This window comes from Rhodococcus sp. 06-1474-1B (genome assembly GCF_002258885.1).
Lineage (GTDB): Bacteria > Actinomycetota > Actinomycetes > Mycobacteriales > Mycobacteriaceae > Rhodococcoides > Rhodococcoides fascians.
The window spans coordinates 248,668-274,403 of the sequence record NZ_NOYR01000019.1; the positions used below are offsets into that span (position 1 = coordinate 248,668).

General features: G+C 65.0%; 25 protein-coding genes, 4 tRNA genes and 1 riboswitch. Of the genes, 18 read left to right on the forward strand and 11 right to left on the reverse strand.

Annotated elements, in window-relative coordinates:
• Positions 1-32 precede the first annotated feature (32 nt).
• On the forward strand, positions 33-758 hold the full coding sequence (locus tag CH266_RS06545; RefSeq protein WP_169879424.1) for a DUF3239 domain-containing protein: 726 nt from the start codon (positions 33-35) through the stop codon (positions 756-758).
• Here the strand turns inward: CH266_RS06545 and CH266_RS06550 are convergent.
• The gene (locus CH266_RS06550) at positions 739-1,725 is read right to left on the reverse strand and encodes an LLM class F420-dependent oxidoreductase (RefSeq protein ID WP_094714973.1); all 987 of its coding nucleotides are present in this window, start codon (positions 1,723-1,725) and stop codon (positions 739-741) included. The genes CH266_RS06545 and CH266_RS06550 overlap by 20 nt on opposite strands.
• A 62-nt stretch (positions 1,726-1,787) precedes the next feature.
• On the opposite strand from CH266_RS06550, the gene CH266_RS06555 reads away from it, so the two are divergent.
• Together CH266_RS06555 and CH266_RS06560 are read left to right on the forward strand one after the other, a co-directional pair.
• Positions 1,788-2,960, forward strand: a complete 1,173-nt coding sequence (locus CH266_RS06555) for a pyridoxal phosphate-dependent aminotransferase (protein ID WP_032365974.1) — start codon at positions 1,788-1,790, stop codon at positions 2,958-2,960.
• Positions 2,957-3,976: an AraC family transcriptional regulator gene (locus tag CH266_RS06560; RefSeq protein ID WP_027495889.1), complete on the forward strand. Its 1,020-nt coding sequence runs from the start codon at positions 2,957-2,959 to the stop codon at positions 3,974-3,976. The genes CH266_RS06555 and CH266_RS06560 overlap by 4 nt, the downstream gene beginning before the upstream one ends.
• A gap of 12 nt (positions 3,977-3,988) precedes the next feature.
• On the opposite strand, the gene CH266_RS06565 is transcribed toward CH266_RS06560, so the two are convergent.
• On the reverse strand, positions 3,989-4,414 hold the full coding sequence (locus tag CH266_RS06565; RefSeq protein ID WP_094714974.1) for a VOC family protein: 426 nt from the start codon (positions 4,412-4,414) through the stop codon (positions 3,989-3,991).
• A gap of 58 nt (positions 4,415-4,472) precedes the next feature.
• Between CH266_RS06565 and CH266_RS06570 the strand changes: the two genes are divergently transcribed.
• Positions 4,473-5,093, forward strand: a complete 621-nt coding sequence (locus tag CH266_RS06570; protein WP_032385746.1) for an alpha-ketoglutarate-dependent dioxygenase AlkB — start codon at positions 4,473-4,475, stop codon at positions 5,091-5,093.
• 11 nt (positions 5,094-5,104) lie between these two features.
• Here CH266_RS06570 and CH266_RS06575 read toward each other — a convergent pair whose 3' ends face one another.
• Complete coding sequence (locus CH266_RS06575) at positions 5,105-6,196, reverse strand: 3-deoxy-7-phosphoheptulonate synthase (RefSeq protein ID WP_048319328.1); 1,092 nt, start codon at positions 6,194-6,196, stop codon at positions 5,105-5,107.
• Positions 6,197-6,434: 238 nt separating this feature from the next.
• Positions 6,435-6,644, forward strand: a riboswitch (cobalamin riboswitch).
• Positions 6,645-6,774: 130 nt separating this feature from the next.
• Here CH266_RS06575 and metE point away from each other — a divergent pair.
• The 6 genes from metE to CH266_RS06605 all read left to right on the forward strand — a co-directional run bounded on the left by metE (position 6,775) and on the right by CH266_RS06605 (position 13,186).
• Positions 6,775-9,042 (forward strand): 5-methyltetrahydropteroyltriglutamate--homocysteine S-methyltransferase, encoded by a 2,268-nt coding sequence (gene metE / locus CH266_RS06580; RefSeq protein ID WP_094714975.1) that lies wholly within the window; start codon positions 6,775-6,777, stop codon positions 9,040-9,042.
• A 100-nt stretch (positions 9,043-9,142) separates the two neighbouring features.
• On the forward strand, positions 9,143-10,195 hold the full coding sequence (locus CH266_RS06585) for an iron-siderophore ABC transporter substrate-binding protein (RefSeq protein WP_094714976.1): 1,053 nt from the start codon (positions 9,143-9,145) through the stop codon (positions 10,193-10,195).
• A gap of 96 nt (positions 10,196-10,291) precedes the next feature.
• Entirely contained in the window at positions 10,292-10,750 is a 459-nt protein-coding gene (locus tag CH266_RS06590; protein ID WP_032373743.1) for a MarR family winged helix-turn-helix transcriptional regulator, read from the forward strand.
• Complete coding sequence (locus CH266_RS06595; RefSeq protein WP_032365872.1) at positions 10,747-11,172, forward strand: organic hydroperoxide resistance protein; 426 nt, start codon at positions 10,747-10,749, stop codon at positions 11,170-11,172. Before CH266_RS06590 ends, CH266_RS06595 begins: the two co-directional genes overlap by 4 nt.
• A gap of 11 nt (positions 11,173-11,183) precedes the next feature.
• Complete coding sequence (locus CH266_RS06600) at positions 11,184-12,179, forward strand: NADP-dependent oxidoreductase (protein WP_032365871.1); 996 nt, start codon at positions 11,184-11,186, stop codon at positions 12,177-12,179.
• Between the two features lie 92 nt (positions 12,180-12,271).
• The gene (locus tag CH266_RS06605; RefSeq protein ID WP_045842050.1) at positions 12,272-13,186 is read left to right on the forward strand and encodes a pseudouridine synthase; all 915 of its coding nucleotides are present in this window, start codon (positions 12,272-12,274) and stop codon (positions 13,184-13,186) included.
• On the opposite strand, the gene CH266_RS06610 is transcribed toward CH266_RS06605, so the two are convergent.
• Positions 13,116-14,240 (reverse strand): hypothetical protein, encoded by a 1,125-nt coding sequence (locus tag CH266_RS06610; protein WP_230593516.1) that lies wholly within the window; start codon positions 14,238-14,240, stop codon positions 13,116-13,118. The genes CH266_RS06605 and CH266_RS06610 overlap by 71 nt on opposite strands.
• A 111-nt stretch (positions 14,241-14,351) precedes the next feature.
• Between CH266_RS06610 and CH266_RS06615 the strand changes: the two genes are divergently transcribed.
• Complete coding sequence (locus CH266_RS06615) at positions 14,352-14,936, forward strand: helix-turn-helix domain-containing protein (protein WP_027495879.1); 585 nt, start codon at positions 14,352-14,354, stop codon at positions 14,934-14,936.
• Positions 14,937-15,024: 88 nt separating this feature from the next.
• On the forward strand, positions 15,025-15,324 hold the full coding sequence (locus tag CH266_RS06620; RefSeq protein ID WP_141214503.1) for an ANTAR domain-containing protein: 300 nt from the start codon (positions 15,025-15,027) through the stop codon (positions 15,322-15,324).
• 12 nt (positions 15,325-15,336) lie between these two features.
• On the opposite strand, the gene CH266_RS06625 is transcribed toward CH266_RS06620, so the two are convergent.
• The 6 genes from CH266_RS06625 to CH266_RS06650 form a co-directional block, all read right to left on the reverse strand.
• A complete protein-coding gene (locus CH266_RS06625) occupies positions 15,337-15,633 on the reverse strand; it encodes a hypothetical protein (RefSeq protein WP_045842052.1) in 297 nt (98 codons plus the stop codon).
• Positions 15,634-15,734: 101 nt separating this feature from the next.
• Entirely contained in the window at positions 15,735-16,307 is a 573-nt protein-coding gene (locus tag CH266_RS06630; protein WP_032373747.1) for a DUF6584 family protein, read from the reverse strand.
• Between the two features lie 118 nt (positions 16,308-16,425).
• Positions 16,426-16,502: transfer RNA gene (locus tag CH266_RS06635), tRNA-Phe, on the reverse strand.
• A 56-nt stretch (positions 16,503-16,558) separates the two neighbouring features.
• Positions 16,559-16,632, reverse strand: a tRNA-Asp gene (locus CH266_RS06640).
• A 123-nt stretch (positions 16,633-16,755) separates the two neighbouring features.
• Positions 16,756-16,828, reverse strand: a tRNA-Glu gene (locus tag CH266_RS06645).
• Positions 16,829-16,907: 79 nt separating this feature from the next.
• Positions 16,908-17,576, reverse strand: coding sequence for a TetR/AcrR family transcriptional regulator (locus CH266_RS06650; protein ID WP_027495877.1), 669 nt, complete (start codon positions 17,574-17,576; stop codon positions 16,908-16,910).
• Between the two features lie 622 nt (positions 17,577-18,198).
• Here CH266_RS06650 and CH266_RS06660 point away from each other — a divergent pair.
• From CH266_RS06660 to phoU, 6 genes are all read left to right on the forward strand, one after another.
• Positions 18,199-19,422, forward strand: coding sequence for a lipase family protein (locus tag CH266_RS06660; RefSeq protein ID WP_235580001.1), 1,224 nt, complete (start codon positions 18,199-18,201; stop codon positions 19,420-19,422).
• A 68-nt stretch (positions 19,423-19,490) separates the two neighbouring features.
• Positions 19,491-19,566 (forward strand) — tRNA-Lys (locus CH266_RS06665).
• Between the two features lie 235 nt (positions 19,567-19,801).
• Positions 19,802-20,758 (forward strand): acyl-ACP desaturase, encoded by a 957-nt coding sequence (locus tag CH266_RS06670; protein WP_032381649.1) that lies wholly within the window; start codon positions 19,802-19,804, stop codon positions 20,756-20,758.
• 94 nt (positions 20,759-20,852) lie between these two features.
• Complete coding sequence (dusB, locus tag CH266_RS06675) at positions 20,853-21,992, forward strand: tRNA dihydrouridine synthase DusB (RefSeq protein ID WP_027495874.1); 1,140 nt, start codon at positions 20,853-20,855, stop codon at positions 21,990-21,992.
• A gap of 119 nt (positions 21,993-22,111) precedes the next feature.
• Positions 22,112-24,088: an LCP family protein gene (locus CH266_RS06680; RefSeq protein WP_094714978.1), complete on the forward strand. Its 1,977-nt coding sequence runs from the start codon at positions 22,112-22,114 to the stop codon at positions 24,086-24,088.
• 66 nt (positions 24,089-24,154) lie between these two features.
• Positions 24,155-24,829: a phosphate signaling complex protein PhoU gene (phoU, locus tag CH266_RS06685; RefSeq protein ID WP_027495872.1), complete on the forward strand. Its 675-nt coding sequence runs from the start codon at positions 24,155-24,157 to the stop codon at positions 24,827-24,829.
• A 128-nt stretch (positions 24,830-24,957) separates the two neighbouring features.
• Here phoU and pstB read toward each other — a convergent pair whose 3' ends face one another.
• On the reverse strand, positions 24,958-25,734 hold the full coding sequence (gene pstB / locus CH266_RS06690) for a phosphate ABC transporter ATP-binding protein PstB (RefSeq protein ID WP_027495871.1): 777 nt from the start codon (positions 25,732-25,734) through the stop codon (positions 24,958-24,960).
• Positions 25,735-25,736 lie beyond the last annotated feature (2 nt).

A 25,736-nucleotide genomic window follows, 5' to 3' on the forward strand; every position in this document is an offset into this window, starting at 1 on the left:
GTCGGGTTCGGCGGCATGCTAGGAATAGCAGTGTGCGCCGATTCGAGTTCCCTGTAGACGTAGCCCACGCGAAGTCGGTCAACGAGACGTTCACCGAACTTCGCCGGCTGCGGATGTCCGCGGCGCTCACGGCAGCGGTCCTGCTGGCACTGGGGATCTGGTTCTTCTGGATCGCGACGCCGTGGTCGTACATCCTCGGCGGCGTGTTCTGCATCGGGGCGGCGACGTCCCTGTGGGTCATGGTGTGGGCACCGAAGAAGATGGGGTCCATCGAATCGCTCTACACCCGGGGCGATCTGGTTCCGGCGGTGGTGGCCGAGACGATGCCGAGCGGCGCGACGTTGCTGTCGCTGGTCGATGTCGCGAAACCAGGAGTCGACGAGCCGCACTACGTCCTGATCACGCGCGTCGTCCGTGCGCTGCCCGGCCACGCCGTCGAACGCGGTGCCGAGGTGCCTGCGGTGTCGGTGCTCGCCGATCGCGGCCGTAACACCGGTGGACGCACCTGGCAGCTGGTGTCGGCGATGCCGATCGCCTGGGGCACCACCGACGCGGCCGTCCTGGCGCGCGCCGCCGCCGAGATCACCGAGGGCGAATGGGCACTGCTGCACGCCAACATCGGACTGTCGGAGAAGGTACGCAAGGCCAAGAACCAGCAGCTGCTCGTGGACCCCGCCGATCTACCCGAGGACCTGACGCGGCCTACCGAAGAGCCGGGAGTGGAGCCTGCGGAACGACCTACCGAAGAGCCGGGATGACCTCGCGCTCGAAGAGTTCGATGCCGGAGCGGTCGTAGGCGGCTTCCGGGAAGTAGAAGATTCCGTACGTCATGCCCTGCTGCTGCAGTTCGGTGAGGTTCTCGACGATCTGCTCGGGTGTTCCGACGCCGGGCATTCCGCGGTATGCGCCCAATGCCTCGTGTGCCTTCTCGGCTCCGACGTGTTCGGTCAGTCGAGCCTCGAGAGCGCGTAGCCGCTCCTGCACCTCGGCCTCCGTGGAGCCGATGGCCACGTTGTAGTTGGCCGAGCGGACGATGGCGTCGAAGTCCGTGCCGACGGTTGCGCAATGATCGCGCAGCAGAGCCGATTTGGAGGCGAATCCGGTAGGGGTTCCATCGAAGTTGGTGTAGTTCGCGTATTTCGCTGCGATCTTCAGTGTCACTTTTTCGCCGCCACCGGCGATCCACAGTGGGATGCCGCCCTCCTGCAGGGGCAAAGGGCGCACCACGGCACCGTCGATCTCGTAGTGCTTGCCGTCGAGATACACCTCGCCGGTGGTCCACGCCTGTTTGAAGATCTGCACGCCCTCGTCGAGGCGGCCCAATCGTTCACCGGCAGAGGGAAATCCGTAGCCGTAGGCGCGGAACTCGTGCTCGTGCCAACCGCCGCCGATACCCATCTCGACCCGACCGCCGGAGATGATGTCCACTGTCGCAGCAACTTTCGCCATATAGGCGGGGTTGCGATAGGACATCGCCGTGCACATCTGACCCAGTCGGATACGCGAGGTGGACGCGGCGAGTGCGGACATCAGCGACCAGGCCTCGTGCGTCGCCTCGTCCGTCGCGACGGGAACGGTGTGGAAGTGGTCGTAGACCCACAGTGATTCCCACGGTCCGGCTTCGGCGGCAACGGCATGCTCGCGCAGCACACTCCACTGCTGGGCCGGATCGATCCCGACCAGATCCAGCCGCCAACCCTGAGGCACGAACATTCCGAATCGCATGACAGGCACAGTACAGACGCAGGCCCGACGCTCGCGCCGGCTGTGTGAACTACGCTGCAGGAATGTCCGAGATGTTGCCGTCGCGCACAGTGACCCGGTTGCGCCCGTTCGCATCGACCATTTTCGCCGAGATGACCGCACTCGCGGTGGCGAAGAACGCCGTCAATCTGGGGCAGGGATTCCCGGACACGGACGGACCGTCGGCCATGCTCGAGGCCGCGCGGGACGCCATCGCGAACGGCCTCAACCAGTACTCCCCCGGCCCGGGAATGCCGGTCCTGCGCGCAGCCATCTCCGACGACCGGCTCGCCCGGTTCGGACTTCGGTACGACCCCGATTCGCAGGTTCTCGTCACCGTGGGTGCCACCGAGGCCATCTCGGCGACGCTGCTCGGCTTGATCGAGGCGGGCGACGACGTGCTGTTGATCGAGCCGTTCTACGACTCCTATGCGGCCGCTGTGGCGTTGGCCGGAGCCACTCGCACGGCCGTTCCCCTGGTCACCGACGGCAACGGATGGACCGTCGACACCGACGCCCTCGAACGGGCCGTGAGCCCACGAACGCGCATGCTGATCGTCAACTCGCCGCACAATCCCACCGGCACCGTGTTCGATCGCGAGACGATGATCCGTATCTCCGAGATCGCGATCGCCCACGACCTGCTCGTGCTCACCGACGAGGTGTACGAGCATCTGATCTTCGACGACGGTGTGCACACCCCGATCGCGACGCTGCCGGGCATGTTCGAGCGAACCGTCACCGTGTCCAGTGCCGCGAAGACGTTCAACGCCACCGGCTGGAAAACCGGGTGGGCGCTCGGACCGAAAGAGCTGATCGATGCGGTGCGCGCCGCCAAGCAGTTCATGAGCTTCGTCGGCGGTACCCCGTTCCAGCCCGCCGTCGCGTACGCACTCGGTCACGAGCAGGCGTGGATCGCCGCCATGCGCGACGGTCTGCAGCGCAAGCGAGACACGCTGTCCGCGGCATTGACCGAGGCGGGTGCGGACGTCAAGCACAGTGCCGGAACGTATTTCGTGTGCGCCGATATCGCACCGATCGGCCGCGGTGATGCGTACGAGTTCTGTCGCACCCTGCCCGATCTCGTGGGCGTCGCCGCGGTACCGGTGACTGCCTTCGTCGACGAGCCTGCGCCGTGGAATTCGTTGGTGCGCTTCGCTTTCTGCAAGCAGGACCACGTGCTCGCCGATGCCGCCGAGAGGTTACGGCGATTGTGACTGCGCAACCGACGATTCCGGCGTACTTCGTCAGGCAAGCCGTCGACCTCGCGGCCAACGGCGGAGTGGACCTGACGTACCCGTTGTCGATGGCCGGGATCGGAACCACCATTCTCGACGACCCGGCGGAGCGGCTCACCACCCGACAGGTCACCGCGTTCACCCAGGCCGTCTGGGCGATGACCGGCGACGAACTCTTCGGACTCGCCGCAGTTCCCGTGCGGCGCGGCAGTTTTCGGGTGGTGTGTCAGACGTTGATACACACGGAGAATCTGTGGGCAGCGCTGATTCGAATGTCCGAGACCATGCGCGTGCTCATTCCGGTGAAACCGATGACGCTGGATCGAACCGAGCAGTCGACGGTCCTGACGGTGCACGTCGAAGCCACGACCGATCTCAGCCCCGAAGCGAACGAGCTCGCCGAGCGATTGCTGACCGACTTCCTGTTGATTCTGCTGCATCGGTTCGCGGCGTGGCTGATCGGTAACCGGGTCAAACTCCTGTCGGTTCAGTTGCCCTATGCACTGCCCGGGCCCGAGGCCGGGAAGATGTACGACACCATATTCGGAACTCATGTGCAGTTCGGATCCGACCGCGCCGCACTGGAATTCGACACCGCGCTCATGCGCGCCCCGATAGTGCAGACCGAGGCCACACTGGCCGAGTACCTCGCGGAGTCACCCAACCTGCTGTTCTCGTCGAGGGACTACGACAGCACTGCGTCGAGTCAGGTCCGAAGGGCCCTGGAGACCGGATTCAGAGGCGGTACGCCGGCTACCGAAGAGATTGCGGCCATGCTCAACATCAGCCCGCCGCATCTGCGCCGCGTCCTTCGCCAGGAAGGCACCTCCATCAATCAGCTCCGCGAGGAGGTTCTGCGCGACGCGGCCATCTCGGGGTTGAGCCGCGGCGACAGCGTGGACGACATCTCGGCCCGCCTGGGCTTCTCCGAACCGAGCGCATTCCGCCGGGCCTTCAAGCGCTGGACCGGGCAAACTCCCGGCGCGTATCGATAGAGCTCAGCGCGATCAGCTGACGCAGAACTCGTTGCCCTCGGGATCGGTCATGGTGATCCAGGTGCTGGGCCCTTGCTGCCCGCGATGCAGTACCGACGCGCCTCGACCTTCGAGTGCGGTCACCACCGCCTCGCGTCCGTCACCGACGCGAACGTCGAGATGGAGTCGGTTCTTCACGGACTTCGATTCGGGTACCGCCTGAAACAGCACCCGCGGGGTGCCCGGAGATTCCGGATCGGTGATGCCCTGGCCTGCTCGCCACACCAGAACGCCGTCGAACACGGTTGCGTCCTCCTCTCGGGCGTGGCCTGCCGCAACCATCTCGCGAATGAACTCCTCGTTGCTGGGTTCGACCTGCCAGCCGAGAGTCTGTGCCCACCATGCCGCGAGCGCATGCGGGTCGACGCTGTCCACGACGACCTGAAATCGGTAACCCATGCGAGAACGATACCGCCGGGAGCTGGCAATGGGAACACCTGTTCGATACAGTCGAGTCATGTCGCTCGCGATGCAAGGTTCGCTGTTCGGTGACGACGACGGTGGCGTCGGGTCGCTGCAGTCCGTCACCCGCCGCGAGCTGACGCTCGGTGCCTGGGTCGATGTGCGGCCGGGCTGGTTGTCCGACAGCGACCTCTTCGATTCGCTGGTCACCGACGTCGACTGGCGCGCCGAACGCAGGCAGATGTACGACCGCGTGGTCGATGTGCCGCGCCTGGTTCGGTACTACGCCGAGCGGGAGCACTGGCCGCATGCGGCACTGTACGAGGCCCGCGATGCACTGGACGACCACTACCGAAGAGAGCTCGGAGAGTCGTTCGCGACCGCGGGACTGTGTTACTACCGCGACGGGTCCGACAGCGTCGCCTGGCACGGCGACAACATCGGCCGCAGCGCCACCGAGGACACGATGGTGGCGATCGTATCGCTCGGTGCGACAAGACAACTCATGCTCCGTCCCCGCGGCGGCGGGACCTCTCTGAAATTCACCCTCGGTCACGGCGACCTGGTGGTGATGGGCGGGTCCTGTCAACGCACCTGGGAGCATGCAATTCCCAAATCGACCCGCGCGGTCGGCCCACGCATCAGCGTGCAATTTCGACCGCGCGGGGTTCGCTAGCGCACGACGCGTCAGCGCGCGGCGTTCGAGGCCCGACGCGTCTCTACGGCCGCCGCGAGAGTGGCCAATTGCGTTGCCGTCGTGTCCCAGTCGAGGCATGCATCGGTGATGGACTGGCCGTACACGAGCTCGTCCCGGTGGCCGAGTTCGAGGTCCTGACGCCCCGCGACGAGGAAGCTCTCGAGCATCAGCCCGACAATTCCGTGCTCGCCGGCCGCGACCCTGGCGGCCACGTCGGTGACGACGTCCACCTGCTTGTTGTGATCCTTACGGCTGTTGCCGTGGCTGGCATCGATGACGACTCGCTCCGGCAGACCCGACTTACGCAGGCGGGCAACGGTATCGGCCACGGACGCGGCGTCGTAGTTCGGTCCGTCGACGCCGCCGCGCAGGATGACGTGGCAATCGGGGTTTCCGACGGTCCTGATCAAGGCCGCCTTGCCGTCGAGATCGGTTCCGGGGAAGACGTGGCTCGCCGCGGCGGCGCGGGTTCCGTCCACGGCGACCTGGATGTCACCTTCGGTCGAGTTCTTGATGCCGACCGGCATCGACAAGGCGCTGCACAGCTGCCGGTGCACCTGGCTGGCTGCGGTCCGTGCTCCGATGGCACCGTAGCTGACCAGGTCCGCAATGTACTGCGGGGTGATCGGGTCGAGGAATTCACAGCCGACGGGCAGGCCGAGCGCCGAGATGTCCAGCAGCAGCTGGCGTCCCACTCGAAGACCTTCGTTGATGTCGAAGCTGCCGTCGAGGTGCGGATCGTTGATCAGACCCTTCCAGCCGAGCGTCGTCCGCGGCTTCTCGAAGTAGACCCGCATGACGATGTGCAGTCGATCGCCCAGCTCGGCTGCCGTGGCGGCGAGGCGTCGGGCGTAGTCGAGAGCAGCGTCGGTGTCGTGCACCGAACACGGGCCGACCACGACGATCAGACGGTCGTCACGGCCGTCGAGAATGTCGACGACACCGGAGCGTCCGGTACGAACACTCGCCGAGATCGCGTCGTCCACCGCGTGCTCGCGGCGTACGACCGACGGCGCGACCAGCGGACTGATGCTGATCGTGCGCTGATCGTCGAGTGACGGGGTGTCGAGGGAGAGCGTCATGAGAGGGTTTCCTGTTCCCAGGCCGGCTCCGCATGCTCCACGCGCACTTCGAGCCGGTCTGTATCCGGCTCGTGGGGTGGAGGGTCAGCGCATGGCGTCGCTGGCTGACCCACCCGGGGCCGGCCTGCTAAACCAGAAATACGTGCGCTGCATGAAGAGCACCGTAACAGACTCTCCCGTGATGCATCTATGCTCGTCCCTGCAGTCGGTTCGCCAGGTGGTCATGAGGAGCCCCGAAGTTCACCTCGGCGTCGAGCGGTGCGTGCAGTCACGGCGCATCGCGAGAGGGAACCCGGTGAGAATCCGGGACTGTCCCGCAGCGGTATGCAGGAACGACCGCCGTCATCACGCACTGAAGAAGCCTCTTCGGGAAGCGACGGCCAGTAGGAGTGGGCTCTTCGTCCGCGCGCCTGCAAGTCCGAATACCTGCCCTCTGTGCTGTGCACGCCGTGTGCAGCGGTTCACCGCCTCGTGGAATGGGCGCGTAAGCCTGGTACGGCTGTGGTCAGGGCTCACCGGGATCTGCGCGCCCGTGAAGACGGTGCACCACCCACGTGTAGTCACCCTGGAGATCAACTGTGAACAACGATTTCACCGCCACCGTGCTCGGTTCGGCTCGCATCGGACCCAACCGAGAACTGAAGAAAGCCGTCGAATCCTATTGGGCCGGAAAGCTCGATGCCGAGGCCCTCGAATCGGTCGCGAAGAATCTTCGCGAGAACGACTGGCGCACACTCGCAGCCGGGCTCGATTCCGTTCCCGTGAACACCTTTTCGTACTACGACCAGATGCTCGACACTGCGGCCCTCCTCGGAGCGTTGCCACCGCGAGTCGAGGCGGTCGAAGGCGAACTCGATCGGTACTTCGCCGCGGCCCGCGGCACCGAGACCATCGTCCCGCTCGAAATGACCAAATGGTTCGACACCAATTACCACTACCTCGTGCCCGAGATCTCGCCGGAGACCACGTTCTCCCTGCACCCGAACAAGGTGCTCGGCGAGGTGAACGAGGCTCGCGCACTGGGCATCCCGGCACGTCCGGTGATCATCGGACCGATCACCTTCCTGCTGCTGTCCAAGTCCGTCGGCTCCTCCGATTCGCTGCTGGGACGAGTGGACGAACTGATACCGCTCTACGCCCGTCTGCTCGAACTCCTCGCCGCAGCCGGAGCCGAGTGGGTCCAGATCGACGAACCGGCGCTGGTGCGCGATCTCGACGACGAGACCGTCGCAGCGGCGACCCGATGCTTCCAGCAACTCGCAGCCTCGCAGACCCGCCCGGCCATTCTGCTGGCGTCCTACTTCGGCGACCTGGGCGACGCACTGCCCGCAGTGGCGTCCACCGGGATCGAGGGCCTGGCCGTCGATCTGACCGTTCCTGTTGTGGCCGAGCAACTTGCAGCTACTCGCGCTACCTCGACGATGCTCGTCGTGGCCGGCGTCGTCGACGGACGCAATGTCTGGCGCACCGATCTCGACGCCGCGCTCGAAACACTGCACGAGGTCGGCAGACATGCACGCGCAGTGGCGGTGTCGTCGTCGTGCTCACTGCTCCACGTTCCCTATTCGTTGGACGCCGAACCTCAGCTCGAGCCGACACTGCGGTCGTGGCTGGCGTTCGGGAACGAGAAGATCACCGAGGTCTCGGTGCTCGCGCGCGCACTCCAGGACGGAACAGCCGGGGAGACCGATCGCTTCGTGTCGGACCGATTCGAGTCGGCCCGCGCGGCTCTGGAGTCGCGGAGACACGATGCACGGCTGCACGATCCGACAATCCGTGCGCGCGTGACCAGCGCTGTCGGCCGTGAACGCAGCCCGGGAGACGTCCGCCGCGTCGTGCAGGCCGAGCATCTCTCGCTCCCTGTTCTGCCGACGACGACCATCGGCTCCTTCCCACAGACGAGCACGATCCGCCGCGCGCGGGCGGCGCTGCGCAGCGGCACCGTCGACGAGCCGGAGTACGTGCGGCAGATGCGCGCGGAGATCGCCGATGTCGTTGCACTGCAGGAGCGTCTGGGGTTGGACGTGCTCGTCCACGGCGAGCCCGAACGAAACGACATGGTGCAGTACTTCGCCGAGCAACTCGACGGTTTCGTCGTGACCGCCAACGGCTGGGTGCAGTCGTACGGGTCACGGTGCGTGCGACCACCGATCCTGTACGGCGACGTCTCCCGCCCGGCACCGATGACGGTGGAATGGGCGACGTACGCGCAGTCACTGACCGACAAACCGGTCAAGGGCATGCTGACCGGTCCGGTGACCATTCTCGCGTGGTCGTTCGTCCGAGACGACATCCCGGCGGCCGAGTCGGCAGCTCAGATCGCCTCGGCGATTCGAGACGAGACGATCGACCTGGAGTCGGCGGGGATCCGCATCGTCCAGGTGGACGAGCCCGCGCTCCGCGAACTGCTACCGCTGCGCTCGGAAGACACTGCAGCGTATCTGGATTGGGCCGTCCGCTCGTTCCGGATCGCGACGTCCGGCGTCGACGACGCGACACAGATCCACACGCACCTGTGCTACTCCGAGTTCGGTGAGGTCATCGACGCCATCGTCGCCCTCGACGCCGACGTGACGTCCATCGAGGCCGCACGCTCGCGCATGGAGGTGCTCGACGACCTCACTGCGGTCGGCTTCGCACTCGACGTGGGACCCGGTGTCTACGACATCCATTCGCCGCGAGTTCCGACGGTCGCCGAGATCACCGAGTCGCTCCGCGCGGCGGCCGAGGCAGTTCCCCTCGAACGGCTCTGGGTCAATCCGGACTGCGGACTGAAGACACGGGGCCCGGCCGAGGTCGAGCAGTCGTTGAGAAACATGGTGCTGGCCGCGGCAGCGCTGCGCTGACCCCATGTGAGCGGAACTTCGACCCCTGCTACGAAGTTCCGCTCACGTGGTCGCCAGGCTAGGGTTACCTATCCATGCCCGCTCGGTGAAAGAGATCGAAGTGAAACGTCTGCTCGTCGTCACTGCCCTCGTCGCAGTCGCAGCTCTGACCACCGTCGCGTGCGGCGACAGCGGCGGGCAGACACCGAGCACCGCCACCCCTCCCACCTCCAGCACCGACGCGGCATCGGACGCACCAGGCCCCACCGGCATTCCCGACGGGATGGGTTCGGGTGCCGCCGACGGCGAGTTCCCGCGCACCGTCGGGCATTTCGGCGGATCCACCGACATCCCCACCGAGCCGAAGAAGATCGTGGTGATAGCCACCGGCCAGCTCGACGCCGCATTGACCCTGGGCGTGATCCCCACCGGTGCCGCCTACGGCGACGGAGCCGATCTGGTGCCCGACTACATCAGCTTCTCGTTCCCCCAGTACGCGGACCAACTGACGCAGATGGCAGATCTGGGTAACCGCCAGAGCGTCGACATCGAGGCCATCGCCGCCGCCGAACCCGACCTCATCCTGGCCAACAAGACCGGCTCGGAAGACATCTACCCGACGCTGTCGGCCATCGCGCCGACCGTATTGACCGAGGGCACCGGCGTGAACTGGAAGCAGGACTTCCTTCTTCTGGCGGATGCACTGGGACGCACCGAGCAGGCGCAGGGGTTCCTGGACACATTCGCGTCCGAGGCTCGCGCACTGGGTGATTCGGTCTCCAGCGGCGGCGGGTCCGAGGGTGCTCCGACGGTGTCGTTCGTCCGCTTCACCGCAGACCGTGCACGCGTGTTCGGCGTCGCGTCCTTCGCGGGATTCATCGCCTCGGACGCCGGTCTGGCGCGCCCACCCAGCCAGCAATTCGACAAGACCTCGCAGGACTTCAGCGAGGAAGAGATCCAGTTGGCGAACGCCGACTGGGTATTCGTCTCCAGCCAGGACGCGAGAGCCGATTCGAGCGCCGCGTCGTACACCACCAACCCACTGTGGACCGGGATGAGCGCGGCAACGCAGAACCACATCGTGCGCGTCGACGACGACCCGTGGTACCTCAACGCCGGCCCCACGGCGGCGACCATCGTGCTCGACGGCCTGAAAAACGCCCTGCAGAGCTGACCCCATGTGAGTGGCACTTCGTAGCAGGCTACGAAGTTCCACTCACATCGGGCGGATAGGTTGCGCACAACTTAACCGTGCGCTACGGTTCTTCTCGTGACCAACGAACTCGCACTCGATCGTCAGGTGTGCTTCGCGCTGTACTCCGCTTCGCGGGCTACTACCGCGGTGTATCGCCCGATGCTCGACAAGTTGGGCGTCACGTATCCGCAGTACCTGGTTCTGCTGGTGCTGTGGGAGAAGGACGGGCGCGGCGTCAAGGACATCTGTGCCGAACTCGATCTCGACACCGGCACGCTCTCGCCGATGCTCAAGCGACTCGAAGGGCTCGGCTTCATCGAGCGTCGACGCCTGAGCAGCGACGAGCGCCGCGTCGAGATCCATCTCACCGAGACCGGAAGCGACTTACGCGCTGAGGCACTCGACATCCCGCGCAAGTTGGCCGAGAAGACCGGCATGGACGTCGGCGATCTCGTCAAGCTCAAAGAATCGCTCGACGCGTTGACGAGCGCTTTGCATCACACCGATTCGAGCACGACAGAAGGAGAATCATGAAAACCATCTACACCGCAGAGGCACTCGCCACCGGCGAAGGCCGTAACGGCCACGCCCGCACCTCCGACGGACGTCTCGACCTCGATCTCGCCATCCCGGAGGCCATGGGCGGCAGCGGAAACGGCACCAACCCCGAGCAGCTGTTCGCAGCCGGCTACGCCGCGTGCTTCCACTCCGCACTGCAGATGGTGGCGCGTCAGGACAAGGCCGACGTCACCGATTCGGCCGTCGGCGCTCGCGTCGACATCGGCCCGAACGACCAAGGCGGCTTCCAGCTCGCAGTCACCCTCGAGGTGACTCTGCCCAACCTCAGCCGCGAGAACGCACAGGCACTGGCCGACAAGGCACATCAGGTCTGCCCGTACTCCAACGCCACCCGCGGCAACATCGACGTCACCGTCACCGTCACCGAAGACGAGTAAGAGGAAACACCATGAAGGCACACGAAATTCACCTCGCGTCCCGCCCAGAAGGCTGGCCGACCGAAGACAACTTTCGCGCGGAGGTCGTCGACCTCCCCGAACTGCAGGACGGGCAGATCCTCGTTCGCAACATCGTGATGTCGGTGGATCCGTACATGCGTGGCCGGATGAACGACGTGAAGTCGTACGTCCCGCCGTTCCAGATCGATGCGCCGCTCGACGGCGGTGCCGTGGGCGAGGTCGTCGAGTCCAAGGCCGACGGTTTCGCAGTCGGCGACGCTGTTGTGCACGGCAAGGGATGGCGCGATCTCGCCATCGTCCCGGCACAGGGAGCCAGCAAGGTCGACCTCGGCGCAGCCAAGGCATCGGCATACCTGAGCGCACTCGGAATGACCGGCACCACAGCGTATGCGGGCCTGACGGCCGTGGCGTCGTTCCAGAAGGGCGACGTCGTGTTCGTCTCCGGCGCCGCCGGAGCCGTCGGCTCGCTCGTCGGACAGATCGCCAAGGCGCTCGGCGCATCTCGCGTCATCGGTAGCGCCGGATCCCCCGCCAAGGTTGCGCGCTTGCTCGAGCTCGGGTTCGACGCGGCATTCGACTACCACGACGGCCCTGTCGCCGAACAGCTCCGACAGGCAGCTCCCGACGGCATCGACGTGTACTTCGACAACGTCGGCGGTGACCATCTCGAAGCTGCTATCGGGTCGATGAACAAGCACGGCCGAATCGCCATGTGCGGAGCCATCGCTCAGTACAACTCGACCGAACCGACCCCGGCCCCGCGCAACCTCGCCCTCGCCATCGGCAAGGAGCTGACGTTGAAGGGATTCATCGTCGGCTCGTACGCGCACCTCACCGAGGAATTCCGCGCGAAGATGACGGATTGGCTCGCCAGCGGCGCAATCGAATTCGACGAAACGATCGTCGAAGGCCTCGACAATGCCCCGGCCGCCTTCATCGGACTGATGAAGGGCGAGAACACCGGCAAGATGGTCGTCACCATCTAGGTCGGGCCGGCACGGCGCGTCACCGCAGTCCACACCCCGGTCGGGAATTCCGACCGGGGTGTTTCCATGCGTGCACCGATTACAGTCGTTGCATGCCTGCCGCCCCACTTCCGTTGCGCGACGGCCTCGACCCCACCAGGGTGCGGATGCCCGACGTCGCGACCGGCGCAACGGTGCTCGAATATCTGTGTGCCCGCTTCCCGCATGATGCGGCCAGGCTGACCGAGAAGGTGTCCGGCGGGGAGGTCGTCGATGCAGCGGGCGTACCGATCGACCCGTCGACGATCGCCGGCCCGCGTGCGGACATCTACCTCTACCGTGACCCGCCGGTGGAATCGGCCGTGCCGTTCTCCCTCGATGTGCTGCACCGCGACGAGAACCTGCTCGTGGTGGACAAGCCGCACTTCCTCGCCACGACGCCGCGAGGCGCGTACATCGCACGCTCGGCGTTGGTTCTGCTGCGACGACAATTCGATCTCCCCGAGTTGAGCCCTGCTCACCGACTGGATCGACTCACCGCGGGTGTCCTGGTGTTCACCGTGCAGCGGCAGGCGCGCCGGCCGTATCAGGAGATGTTCGCTCAGCGCACGGTCACCAAGCAGTACGAGGCAATTGCCCCACTGTCCCAGAATGTCGACTTCCCACTGACAGTGCACAGTCGAATCGTCAAGGAACGCGGCGTTCTTCAGGCACGGGAGGTACCGGGCGAGCCCAATGCCGAGACACGCATCGAACTGGTCGACACTCTCGGGTCGTACGGTCGATATCGGCTGCACCCGCGCACGGGGAAGACGCATCAACTTCGGGTTCATCTGTGCTCGTTGGGAATCCCGATCGTGGGCGACAACTTCTATCCGTCGTTCCGCGAGGTCGCCGACGACGACTACTCCGATCCGCTCCGCCTACTTGCTCGCTCCATCGAGTTCGTCGATCCGCTCAGCGGCGTGGTTCGACGGTTCGAGAGCAATCGGAGTCTCGATCCTCCTGCAGCGCAACCGATTCCGTAGTACCGGCTATTTCGTCGGCTCGGACGGTGATGCGGTGCGAGATGACCGCGAGCGCGAACAGACCGACCGCTACATTTCCCAGCGCAGCGAACCCCTCCTGGGCGAAATCCACGAGCGCGTTGAGCAACGTGAACACCAGTGCGGACACGCGGAGAGTGCGCAACGGCCACACGGGACCGTCCGTTCGCAACCGCAGCATCGCCGGCAGCGCCGTGGCGAAAGTGATGCAGGCACTGACGAACAGGATGCCGCTGGCGATGCCCATCCTGTCGACGTCGATCGTCAGGTCTCGGCGATCGATGAGCAGGTCACCCAGGACGAGCTCGACGATCCCGAACACGACTCCCGCCCCGGAGATCAGGACCAGTCCCCAGCCGACGACGGGAACCCAACGGGGACTGGTGAAGAACGCGGGAATCAGCCGTGGAACGAACTGGCGCATCGAGTGGGTACGCGATGTCGACCGGCGGCAGGTGCCGAGCAACAATCTGATTCCGGCTACGGTGTCCGGGTCGGCTCCGTCCGACTCCGCTCGCGCAACCATCCGCAGCGCCCAGTCGCGCCGATGCTCGGGAAGACCGTGCGCGACGCCATCCGCGGCGATCGCGGCCGCATTCGCCAGCGACTCGTCCCGCGACGGCCTGCGGAACTCCCGCACGATCCTGCTGAACACCAACAGCAGCACCACCAGGACGTACATGATCTCCGACGACGGGCCGTAGAAGTAATCGTTGTCCTTGGTGACGAACTTGCCGACCTCGTCGAGAAACAACCCGAACCCGATTCCGCCGAGCACCACGGTGAAGACCCGAACGCCGAACCCGATGAACATCCACCCGATCAGCAGAGCCAGCATCATCGCCGCCCCGCCGTACAGAGCGTGCGCGATGTGCAGCGACTTGCCACCGACCTGCGGGTAGTGCGTGAGCTCCAAATACGCCCTGGTGACCAGAATCGTGGCAATGGCCACCACCATGAAGGCCTCGGACGCGGAACTGCCGTAGGCATCGCGGACCACGCCGGTACGTTGCGGGTGCCCCGGACGAGCGATCATGAACCGAGTATGAGCTTCCCGCCGTCGCCTCCGGGCTGTTTTCGCCTCTGCATTCCCGCGCGCCGCATGGGGCGACTTGACAAATTCGTTTGCCGAAACTGCAATGGATCGATGACGGACGCAGAAACCACCCTCGACGAGCTCATCGCCGGCCTCGGCCCCCGCCTCAAGCGCATCCGAATGGAGAAGAACACCACCCTCGCCGCACTGTCCGAGACCACCGGCATCTCGATCAGTACGCTCTCGCGGCTCGAATCCGGTGACCGCAAACCCAGTCTCGAATTACTGTGGCCGATCGCCCGCGCGCATCAGATGGCACTCGACGATCTGGTGACGACTCCCCCCGTCGCCGATCCCCGAGTACGCACCACAGCCACGGTGCGCGAGAACGTCACCATCCTTCCGCTGACGCTCCGCCCGGGTGGCCTGCAGGCCTTCAAACTGCTGATTCGTCCCGACGACAAGGAGCCACGCCCGCGGGTGCACGAGGGGTACGAGTGGTTCTACGTTCTCGACGGCACCCTGAGACTTATTCTCGGCGAACACGATCTGACGATGAAGGCCGGTGAGGCCGCCGAATTCGACACCCGGGTACCGCACTGGTTCGGCGCTGTCGGCAACCGACCGGTCGAGCTGCTGAGCTTGTTCGGACCTCAGGGCGAGCGCATGCACGTCCGCGCGAAACCGACTGTATGAAAAGTCATGTCGGTGTGAGACAGTGAAGCCCGCTCGACGCAGAATCCACTCGGTCATCCGCACCGACAACACCATCTCGAGGAAAAAGATGACCGACAGACTGCCCGATTCACCCGCCTCTCGTACCGACGTCGACATCGCGACCGGAGTGCTCATCGGGATCCACGGCGGCTCGGTGGCCGACGCCATCGACGAGTTGTTCACCACGGCGAAGAATCACCGGGTAAGTCTGTTCGAGCTCTCCCGCACGCTGATCACTGTCGCCGAGGGGCGCGACGTCGAGCCGTCCACGACAACGGACGCGGTGTACTCGGTGTGGGGTTCGGCGCTGGGCCGGCGTGGAGCCGAGACCACGTTCGGCTTGGTCACCGGTTCCGCCGCAGTCTGATTCGGGCGCTCGCTATCCGCGGACTGCCGGGTCGGTCCGCAGTTCCGGGAATCGAGCCGTCATCGCGTCGATGTGCCGATACATCTCGTAGAGCTCGGTGCGAAGAGTGGATGCCTCGGACTCGAATTGCCTCGCGCGAGATTCGGCACGATCGGCGCGAGCCCGAAATGCTTTGGATTGCGCTATTTCGATGGCCGCCGAACACGTCCGAATGTGTTCGGCCAGTCCTCGCGCGAACACTCTCGCCTGGGCAAGATTGACGTCGTAATTGTCGTCGCGCGGTAACGGTGCGCCGTTCGCTGTGCCCATGAAATGAAGTCGCCCTCGGTCGTCGGCCTCGATATCCTCCGACGAACTCTACGCTCGGATTCGAGCGACCCGTTCGAGAACCGCCCCTCCGAGAATCGCCATCACCCGAAGACGAGTGCCAACACCACCGACGCAGAGGTGGCAACGATGGCTAGGACAATGGTTGCTGCGATCGCACGTTGCCGGACGGTGCGGTAACCAGACGTCTTCAACCCGTCGTCGGCATCGTCCTCGTCGGCGGTACGCGCGGCATAGAAGTCGTCGGAGTCGACTCCGTCCTCGTCGAAATACACGACATCGCGCGGTGGGATCCAGCTCTGCCCATTGGCTGCGATTGCGGCTCCCAGTCGCTCCAGGCGCATCTGAGCCCGCACCGGATACCAATCCGAGGGCGCATGGATGGGGAGGGCTCGGGCGAGCATCAGCGGCGACCGGTACTGCTTCTGCAGTGCCGCGAACGCAGCCGACGCCGTCGGATCGTCGTCGGCCTTGTCGGTCAGAAACCACACGGCACCGGCCGCCGCACGATCACCGAGAAGGAGATACGTGTACGCGAGCAATTCCAGAACCGCAGGCGACGACGGGTTGCGGGGCAAGGCGTCGAGGAGCCCGTTTCGTGCGGCGTTGGTGTCTCCACGTGCGAGATCGGCTTGCGCGCGAGCGATCACATCCACCTGCCGAGCCTAACGTTGCAATCGAGCGCCGTCACGGGACAGTGGGTACTCCGCAGACGACAAAGCCCCTCCCGATCGAAGTCGAAAGGGGCTTTGCAGTGCTTGTCGATCACAACCGTGGTGGCCAGGGCCGGGATCGAACCGGCGACCTTCCGCTTTTCAGGCGGACGCTCGTACCAACTGAGCTACCTGGCCGGGCGGCACCGGTGAAACAATGCCATCGCAATGCCGGTGCTTTCACACCGATTCTGCGACCCTGACGGGACTCGAACCCGCGACCTCCGCCGTGACAGGGCGGCGCGCTAACCAACTGCGCCACAGGGCCTTGCTGTTGTTGCCGCGCTATTTCTAGCGCACCAACTCTCCGAACTGCAAATCTGCTTCTCGCCGGAGCGAGATGAAGAATGCTGTACTGCACATCGGATTGTCAATCCGATGCTTTCCTGCGTACCCCCTACGGGATTCGAACCCGCGCTACCGCCTTGAAAGGGCGGCGTCCTAGGCCGCTAGACGAAGGGGGCCCGCCGAATTGCTTCGACGCTACCCTCAACGGCGTTCCGTTGGGAGCTGGGATAGCTTAGGACACTTTCGCGGTAAATCTCAAACCGGCAGGTCAGAGGCAGTTTTTGCCTCGTTTTCGCCGAACTGCTCCCACCCGTGGAGTTCGAACTCGGCCAACCAACTATCCGACGCCATGGCAAGGAGCACGATCTCGACGGACTCCTCGAACCGTTCGCGTAGATCTGCGTTGTCGGCCACGAGATCCGACATGTAACGCTGACCCGCCATCGACGCAGCGAGTACCCGCACGAACTTGGCCGCGTCGAACTGCGGCTTGAGGTCTCCCATCGCCAGCGCTCTCTCGGCCTGCGCGTACCCCTGAGCGCCCCACACCCGGCCACCACCGGAGTGCACCTCCGCGTAGAACTCGGGCTCGACGATCAGCCGGAATTCTGCACGCACGATCACATCGTTCTGAAAGTTCTGCGCGATATCGTCGACGATTCCCTTGATGACGTAAAAGGGATGCGCGGTCGAATCCGCCCATTTCTCGGAGATTGCGACATAACGGTCGAGTCCGGCCGCGAGCACCGCTCGGGCCAGGTCTTCCTTGGACTGGAAATGGAAGTACATCGCCCCCTTGGTGGCGTTCGATCCTTCCAAGATGGTGTTGACGGACGCAGCCGCATATCCGCGCTTGGCGAATTCCGCCGCCGCTGCCTCGACGATTGCCGCCCGGGTCCGCCGTGCGCGCTCCTGTTGTGCCATTTACTCCGTGCCTCCGAGCCCAAGCGCCCTGCATATCCACAGGTAGTACAAGTAGAGAGTACTTCACCCGAACGACACGCGACTCGACTCACCTGCGGTCCGCTACGACGCGTGCAGCCGACAGAAAATTCGGTTGGGTAACTGAAACAAGCCGAATGGTATTGTTCACCCGGCTCGAGTGCGCTGCAGGGGGTGCGCACTCGAGCCGCTCACGTACGTCCGCTCGGGCCAGGTCGGCACCGCCGTTCGAGCCACAACGCCGATACCGAGCATGCGTACGAACTCCGCCGAATGGCCGCCGGTCTCCCAGAGCCGGAAAGCAGTTGAATATCGAATTACATTCTGCACGAGCATCTCTCGAGGCACCTTCGTTTGCACCGCTCCTTAGCGCATGAAAACTGTTGCTGATCAATCGAATACGGCAAACCCGCTCCGTGAGGTCACCAAAAGCACTGTCTCATAATCGATATCAGCGGCGAAACGGTAACGGTTTCGACACATTCTCGGAATAGCCGAAGGCGTACACCACCTCGGGCATAGCGTGATGCGCATCACACATGTTGCTTCGGCCGATCGGGGACGGGTGCACGCCATGAATCTATCGATCCGCGTATGTCGTTCGATGACAGTACTACTCGTGTCGTCGGCCTTGACGTTGTCGACGGCGCACACCGTCGCCGCCGACCCACTGACGAACTTCCTCGATCCCGTCGCCGATCCCGCCCTCTACCTGCCGACCCCACTCGGCGAGCCGTTCTTCGACCCGCCGGCAGGATTCGAGGAGCTCCCGCCCGGATCGGTTCTCGGCACCCGACGCGTGAGCGTGGGGCCGCTGTTCACCCCGGTCACATCGACCCAGATCCTCTACCGCACAAGCGATTCCAAAGACCGACCCGTCGCAGCGGCGACGACCGTCATCGTGCCCGACGCACCCTGGGCCGGTCCCGGCACGCGTCCCGTCGTCGCGTACAACATGGCCATCAACTCACTGGGCAACACCTGTGCACCGTCGTGGACCCTGCCCCGAGGTATTGCCCGCGAGATTCCAGCGGTGCAGGCGTTCCTCGCCAAGAATTATGCAGTGGTCGTCACCGATCACGAGGGTCCGCGGCAGGCGTACGCGGCCGGGCGCATGGCCGGCCATGCGGTGCTCGACGCGTTGCGCGCGATGGTGCGCCTCCCCGAACTAGGGTTGCCCGCGTCCTCCCCGATTGCCGTCACAGGCTATTCGGGCGGGGCGATCGCCACCGGATGGGCCGCTCAACTCGCCCCGTCGTACGCGCCGGAGGTCAATCTGGTGGGCGCGGCCTTCGGCGGTCCACCGACCGACTACCGGATTCTCCTGACGTCGATGAACGGCAACGTCGCGTCGACGCTGTTCCTGTCCGCAGCGCTCGGGGTTGCCCGCGAGTATCCCGAGATGTTCTCCCTGATGAACGCCAACGGACTGCGCCTGGCCACCGTGGCCAAAGATCTCTGCATCACACTGCTCGCTCCCGGCGGACTGGTGGCACCGATACCGGCCCAGGCCCTCTCGGACGTGCCGAACGTCGACCGGACCGAGATCGCCGAACGCATCATCGCCGCGACCCGGATGGGCGGTGATCTCGCCCCCACCGTGCCCACGATGATCTACCAGGGCCGTCAGGAATTCTGGATCCCCCGGGAAGGTGCGGAAACGCTGTACGACGAGTGGTGCGCACACGGTGCCGACGTACGCCTCGAGGAGTACTTCGGTGAACACCTCGTCGTCGCGATCAGCGGCATTCCCGGTGCGTACTCCTGGATCGACGACCGCCTGGCCGGTATCCCCGCGCCGCAAGGCTGCAGCAGTTTCGGGCGCTGACCCCCGAAACGCGGTGCCGGGGGTGCATGACCGACACGGCTGCACTGCCCATTACACTTTCGATCCGCGCCCCTATAGCTCAGTTGGTAGAGCTACGGACTTTTAATCCGCAGGTCGTAGGTTCGAGTCCTACTGGGGGCACCACACACCCTTCCGCCGAACTGCATTCGGCGGCACCCGGTCCGTACACTCGGGGTAACGATCGGCCCGTCCGCAGCGACGTGCAGGGAGAACTGAAGCAGTCGCGAAGATCCCCACATCGGCCGATGTCGGTCGTCACGACTGCTCGAACAGCAAGTGAACAGCCGCGACACGGTTCACACCGAACCTACGGTGCCGTAAGCTGAACCGGTCGTACGCAATCTATGGAGGCGATCTAATGGCGAGGGATCTGACACAGCTCGAGCTTCTGCAAGAGCTGGTGCCCACTGCCGAGGACAACGTGAACCGTCACATTTCGATGGCGCGCGAATGGCATCCCCACGACTACGTGCCGTGGGACGAAGGCCGCAACTTCGCCGCGCTCGGCGGTAAGGACTACGACCCGGAGCAGTCCAAGCTCTCCGACGTCGCGCAGGCCGCGATGATCACCAACCTGCTCACCGAGGACAACCTGCCGTCCTACCACCGTGAGATCGCCGAGAACTTCTCCCAGGACGGTGCCTGGGGAACCTGGGTCGGCCGGTGGACCGCCGAAGAGAACCGCCACGGCATCGTCATGCGCGACTACCTCGTCGTCACCCGAGGCGTCGATCCCGTCGCCCTCGAAGAAGCCCGCATGATCCACATGACCAACGGCTTCGCCTCGCCCGCAGGTTCGCAGACCGGATTGCTCCACTCGGTGGCGTACGTGACGTTCCAGGAACTCGCGACCCGCGTCTCGCACCGCAACACCGGCAAGGTCTGTGACGACCCGATCGCCGACCGCATGCTCCAGCGCATCGCCGCCGACGAGAACCTGCACATGATCTTCTACCGCAACATCACCGGCGCAGCGATGGACATCGCACCCGACCAGACCCTCGACGCGGTCTCCGACATCGTGACGAACTTCGTCATGCCCGGTGCCGGCATGCCGAACTTCCGCCGCAACGGTGTGCTGATGGCCAAGCACGGCATCTACGACCTGCGCCAACACCTCGAAGACGTCGTCTGGCCCGTCCTGCGCAAGTGGAGCGTGTTCGAGCGCAACGACTTCACCGCCCGCGGTGAGAACAAGCGCGAGGAACTCGCCGCGTTCCTCGAAGACCTCGAACGTCAGGCCACCAAGTTCGAGGAGATGCGAGACCGCTCGCTGGCCCGCGAACGCGCCAAGGCCGAAGCACGCGCGTCCTGAGTTTCGATCGACTGGTGTGCCCGGTACCGACTTCGGTGCCGGGCACCGCCTTTTCTCCTGAAAGTTCTCCCTTCGTTCCAAAGGCTTGTTTTCCATGACATTGCAGATCGGCTCCCTGGAGTTGCGCAGCCCCGTCGTCCTCGCACCGATGGCAGGCGTCACCAATGTGGCGTTCCGCACGTTGTGCCGCGAGCAGGAACTCGAGCGCGCAGGCAGCACCTCCGGTCTGTACGTCTGCGAGATGGTCACCGCACGTGCTCTCGTCGAACGGCAACCCGCCACGATGCACATGACGACGTTCGGGCCCACCGAAACTCCCCGGTCCTTGCAGCTCTACACGGTCGATCCCGACACCACGTACGCCGCGGCAAAAATGATCGTCGACGACAATTTGGCCGATCACATCGACATGAACTTCGGCTGCCCGGTCCCGAAAGTCACCCGCAAGGGCGGCGGCGCCGCATTGCCGTACAAGCGAAACCTGTTCGGCCGCATCGTCGCTGCGGCGGTCAAGGCCACCGAAGGCACCGACATCCCCGTCACGGTCAAGTTCCGTGTCGGAATCGACGAGAACCATCACACCCATCTCGATGCCGGCCGGATCGCCGCCGACGAGGGTGCAGCGGCCGTGGCGTTGCACGCCCGCACCGCCTCCCAGCGTTACTCCGGCACCGCCGACTGGAACGAGATCGCTCGACTCAAGGAGCACGTCACCGGGATTCCCGTCCTGGGCAACGGCGATATCTTCTCGGCGTCCGACGCAGTCCGCATGATGGCGGAAACCGGATGCGACGGCGTCGTCGTCGGACGTGGCTGCCTCGGTCGTCCGTGGCTGTTCGCCGAGCTCAGTGCCCGCCTGAACGGGCGGCCGGAGCCGACGCCGCCGACCCTGGGTGAGGTCGCCACCATCATCGCGCGCCATGCCGAGTTGCTCGCGCAGCACCACGGTGAGGGCAAAGGCCTGCGAGAGTTGCGTAAGCACGTGTCCTGGTACCTGCGCGGCTTTCCCGCCGGCTCGGATCTTCGGGTGTCCATGGCATTGGTGTCGACCCTCGCCGAACTGGACGACCTTCTGGCGCAACTGGATCCGACCGTTCCGTTTCCCAAGGACGCCGAGGGTCCCCGCGGCCGGCAGGGCTCGCCCGGTGCAGTGTCGCTGCCCGACGGATGGCTCGACGATCCGGAGGACCTGTGTGTCCCCGCCGGTGCAGATCTGATGCATTCCGGCGGCTGATCGACCCCCTCACCAGGGCCCGTCTCGCACGAAGTGGACCGCGCCGCTCGAGTCAGTACTATGGCTTGGATTGCCGAGTAGACGGCACATGCGTGTGATGGAAGGCCAGGTTCGAATTCGTGGGAGACGATCGAGAGTCGGGCCCGTCTGTGCCCGAGGGTCGCGCCCCATGGGAGCGCCCGCTGTCCTCAATCGGACGAACCGGCGCAGGCGGACGTTCCGGACAACGTCCCCCTCGGTCCGACGACCCCGCCGCACCCGACCCCGCTGGTTCGGAATCCGACGCACCCGACTCCGATCCTCCGCCGAAGCCGGGTGACAGCGGCCGACTCGGTAAACGCTCCCCCCGCAATGCGGACACGGTGTCGGTCGCCGAACTGGTCGACAAGATGTCTCGTTCGGGAGCGACCCGACGTGATCCCCCCGAACGGCCGGACGTCGAAGAGCCCACCGAGGTCATCTCACCGATCACCGACTCCACTCCCCCGCCGGCTCGGGCGAACCGTCCGATGCCCACCCCGCCGCCGCATGCTGCACCCGAACCCGTCGGCGCACCCGCCGCCGACCGGCCGGCGCTGACGCGTCTGGCGATGAGCCGGGTACGGCGACGACGACGGATACGCATGATCGGCCGAAGCCTGGTCTCGATCGTCGCCATCCTCGCCGTGGCACTCACCGGAGTGGTGTGGGGCTACCTTCGCAACACCGATCAGGGATTCCTCCAAGTCGCCGCGCTCGACCCCGATTCGACCGACGTCGTCGACGCCGCAGGCCAGTACGGAGACGAGACCTATCTGATCGTCGGCACCGATACGCGCGCCGGTGCCAGCGGGCAGGTGGGCGCAGGAACCGTCGCCGATGCCGAGGGGTCGCGCTCGGACACCGTCATGCTCGTCAACATTCCGGCCGACCGCAGCCGCGTCGTCGCCGTGTCGTTCCCACGCGACCTGGACGTGACCCGCCCCGAGTGCGAGCAGTTCGACAACGTCACCAATACCTACACCGGTGAGATGTTCCCGGAGGCGTACGGCGACAAGCTGAACGCCACCTACGCCCTCGGCGGCCCGAAATGCCTGGTCAAGACCATTCAGAAGATCTCAGGACTGCGGATCGGACACTTCGTCGGCATGGACTTCGCCGGGTTCGAGTCCATGGTCGACGAAGTCGGCGGTGTCGAGGTGTGTACCGCGCAGCCTCTCGTCGACTACGAACTCGGAGACGTACTCCCCAACGCCGGTACCCAACGCATCGACGGCCGCACCGCACTGAACTACGTCCGGGCACGCAACATCGAATCGGAGGGCAACGGCGACTACGGCCGCATCAAGCGCCAGCAGCGCTTCCTGTCGTCACTGTTGCGATCGGCGTTGTCGAACAAGGTTCTTCTCGACCCGGGCAAGCTGAACGGATTCGTCAACGCGTTCACCTCCGACACCTTCGTCGAGAACGTCAAGACTCAGGACCTGGTAACGCTCGGCCGTTCGTTGCAGAACGTCGACGCCGGCGCGGTGACCTTCCTGACCATTCCCACCACCGGGACGAACGACTACGGGAACGAGATCCCCAACGAGGACGCGATCGGTGCCATCTTCCAGGCGATCATCGACGACCTGCCCCTGCCCGGCGAAGAACGGGCCGAACCGGTGACACCGGAGCCGACCCCGCCGCCCGCCGCTCCCGACGCCCCGCTGCTGGCCGTCGATCCTGGCACCGTGTCGCTGCAGGTGTCCAACGCATCGGACATCGCGGGAATGGCGCAGACCGCATCCGATCAGCTGGCGACGTACGGGTTCCAGATCCTCACGGTCGGCAACTTCTCCGGCTCCGCCGCTCAGACCGTCGTTCGGTACTCCCAGGATCAGGAAGCCGCTGCGGCGACGGTGGCGTCGGCGATACCCGGCGCTGCGATCGAACTGGCTCCGAGCCTGAACAACGTCGTGGAGGTGGTCCTCGGTTCCAACTACCCGGGCTACACCCAGTACCCGGCCGACGTCGGCGCGCAGATCGACCCCACCCAGGTGGAGGGAACGACCGAAAGTGCACAGTTGCCCGAGGATCTGTCGTTCACCAACGCGGCCGACGACACGTGCGCCTGACTCCATTCATTCCCCGTTAACCCTCGGGACAGAGAACTGGTCGGTGTGACCTACTAAACTGCGCTCATGCGCGTCGCCTACAACGAACAGATGAACGAGCTCGCCGATCTCCTCGGAGAAATGGCGAGCCTGGCTGGTGCGGCCATGGAAAAGGCCACGCAGTCTCTCCTCCAAGCAGACCTGGTTCTCGCCGAGCAGGTCATTTCCGAGCACGACAAGATCACCGAGCTCAGCGCGATCTGCGAGGAGAAGGCATTCACACTTCTTGCGCTGCAGGCTCCGGTCGCGGGCGATCTCCGTTCGGTGGTGGCCGGCATCCAGATCGTCGCCGATATCGACCGGATGGGCGCACTTGCACTCCACGTCGCCAAGATCACCCGTCGCCGGCACCCGAACCACGCCCTCCCCGAGGTCGTCAACGGATACTTCGCCGAGATGGGACGCCTCGCCGTGCAGATCGGTGCCTCGGCCCGCGAGGTGCTCGAGACCCGCGATCCCGAGCGCGCTGCGAAGCTGCAGGAAGAGGACGAGGCGATGGACGACCTGCACCGTCACCTCTTCACGGTGCTGATGGACCGTGAGTGGAGCCACGGCGTCGCCGCCGCAGTGGACGTGACCCTGCTGGGCCGCTTCTACGAACGCTTCGCCGATCACGCCGTCGAGGTGGGCCGCCGAGTCATCTTCCTCGTCACCGGACAGCTTCCCGCCGACCTCCACCAGCAGAACATTCCCAGTTCGTAGCACCCACTTCGCTCGAGGTCGAGTAGCGCTGCGCGACAACGCTACTCGATCTCGACCCCAGGGCAGGCGCACAAAGAAGAACCCCCGTCGAGCTTTCGCTCGGCGGGGGTTCTCTGTGCGGTGTGCGGTTATCCGAAGCGACCGGAGATGTAGTCCTCGGTGGCCTTCTGCGTCGGATTGGAGAAGATCTTCTCGGTGTCGTCGATCTCGATGAGCTTGCCGGGCTTGCCCGTTGCCTCGAGGTTGAAGAAGCCGGTCTGATCGCTCACGCGCGCGGCCTGCTGCATGTTGTGCGTGACGATCACGATCGTGAAGTCCTGCTTGAGTTCCTGAATCAGGTCCTCGATCGCCAGTGTCGAGATGGGGTCCAGGGCCGAGCACGGCTCGTCCATCAGCAACACGTCGGGAGAGACGGCAATGGCGCGGGCGATGCACAGACGCTGCTGCTGACCACCGGAGAGTCCGCCACCGGGCTTGTCGAGGCGATCCTTGACCTCGGTCCACAGGTTGGCACCCTTGAGCGAGCGCTCGGCGATCTCGTCGAGCTCCTTCTTGCCGCGGCCACCCTGCAGCTTCAAACCGGCGACGACGTTGTCCTTGATGGACATGGTCGGGAACGGGTTGGGTCGCTGGAAGACCATGCCGATGGTGCGTCGCACACCGACGGGGTCGACGCCACTGCCGTAGATGTCCTCGCCGTCGAGCAGCACCGAACCTTCGACGCGAGCGCCGGGCGTGACCTCGTGCATACGGTTGAGCGAACGCAGGACGGTCGACTTACCGCAGCCGGACGGTCCGATGAACGCGGTGACGCTGCGCGGCGGGACTGCCAGAGTGACGTCGGAGACGGCATGGAACTTGCCGTAGTAGATGTTGACGTCCTTGAGATCGAGACGCTTTGCCATGT